Consider the following 1,419-nt stretch of genomic DNA (forward strand, 5'->3'; position numbering starts at 1 on the left):
TGCGCATCTCTCGGGCCTTTCGTGCGGGGGCGACACCAGGAGTCTACGCAAATAGATCGTGCATTAACTAATCGTAGGCTAAATATGCCCGATGTCACCGCCGGTTCCGTGGATCCGTATACGTACACGAGAACGTGTTCTATATTTCGAGGCATGTACGAGTGGTCCGACACCGATCTCATGTTCCGTGACGCGCTGCGCGGATTCATCGACAAGGAGATCCGCCCCCACGTGGATCGGCTCGAGAGCGGTGAGCTGCCGCCCTACGACATCATCCGCAGACTGTTCTCCGCCTTCGGCATCGACGAGCTGGCCCGCGACGGCCTCAACAAGGCCCTCGCCCGGGAGGAGGCCGGCGAGGCGTCGTCTGCCAAGCCGGGCGGCGGCATGGGCTCCGGCGGTATGGCGGCCCTGCTCAACAGCGAGATCGCCGGGGTCAGCCTCGGGCTCGTCGCTTCGATGGGCGTCAGCCTCGGCCTCACCGCGGGCACCATCCGCAGCCGCGGCACGCTCGCCCAGAAGAAGCGGTGGCTGCCCGAGCTGGTGACCTTCGAGAAGGTCGGCGCCTGGGCCATCACCGAACCCGACTCCGGGTCGGACGCCTTCGGTGGAATGAAGTCCACCGTCCGGCGCGACGGCGACGACTACATCCTCAACGGGCAGAAGACCTTCATCACCAACGGTCCCTACGCCGACGTCCTCATCGTGTACGCCAAGCTCGACGAGGGCGACCCGAGCATCGACCGCCGGGACCGCAAGGTGCTCGCATTCGTGCTCGAGAAGGGCATGGAGGGACTGACCCAGAGCCCGCCGTTCAAGAAGATGGGGATGAACTCCTCGCCCACCGGCGAGCTGTTCTTCGACAACGTCCGCATCACCCGCGACCGGCTGCTCGGCGAGACCGAGGAGGGTGGCCGCAGCGACGGCAAGGAGAGCGCGCGCGAATCCTTCGCCGCCGAGCGGATCGGCATCGCCTACCTGGCCCTCGGCATCATCGAGGAATGTCTGCGCCTGTGCAAGGACTACGCCCGCACCCGCAAGCTGTGGGGAGCGGAGATCTCCCGGTTCCAGCTGATCCAGCTCAAGCTCGCCGAGATGGAGATCGCCCGCATCAACGTCCGCAACATGGTGTTCAGCGCCATCGAACGCACGGAGGCCGGCAAGCCCGTCGGCCTGGCCGAGGCCTCGGCCATGAAGCTGTACTCCTCGCGCGCGGCCACCGACGTGGCGATGGAGGCGGTGCAGCTCTTCGGCGGCAACGGCTACATGGCCGAGTACCGCGTCGAGCAGCTCGCGCGGGACGCGAAATCGCTGATGATCTACGCGGGCAGCAACGAGATCCAGGTGACGCACATCGCCAAGGGCCTGCTCGCCGAGTGACCGGGACCCCGGGCCGGGCCGCGCGGTCCGGGGTCCCGG

1 protein-coding gene is annotated in these 1,419 nt (G+C 66.6%); it reads left to right on the top strand.

Annotation, left to right across the window (positions count from 1 at the left end; all coding sequences use genetic code 11):
- Nucleotides 1–153: 153 nt before the first annotated feature.
- Complete coding sequence (locus tag CQZ88_RS24045) at nucleotides 154–1,380, top strand: acyl-CoA dehydrogenase family protein (RefSeq protein ID WP_072636293.1); 1,227 nt, start codon at nucleotides 154–156, stop codon at nucleotides 1,378–1,380.
- The last annotated feature ends 39 nt before the right edge of the window (nucleotides 1,381–1,419 follow it).

The sequence above is a fragment of the Rhodococcus sp. ENV425 genome (genome assembly GCF_002887785.1).
Classification (GTDB): domain Bacteria; phylum Actinomycetota; class Actinomycetes; order Mycobacteriales; family Mycobacteriaceae; genus Rhodococcus; species Rhodococcus aetherivorans.

Bases quoted from the DNA above. Each gene is read 5' to 3' on its own strand.
- CQZ88_RS24045 (WP_072636293.1), top strand. From the start codon at position 154: ATGTACGAGTGGTCCGACACCGATCTCATGTTCCGTGACGCGCTGCGC.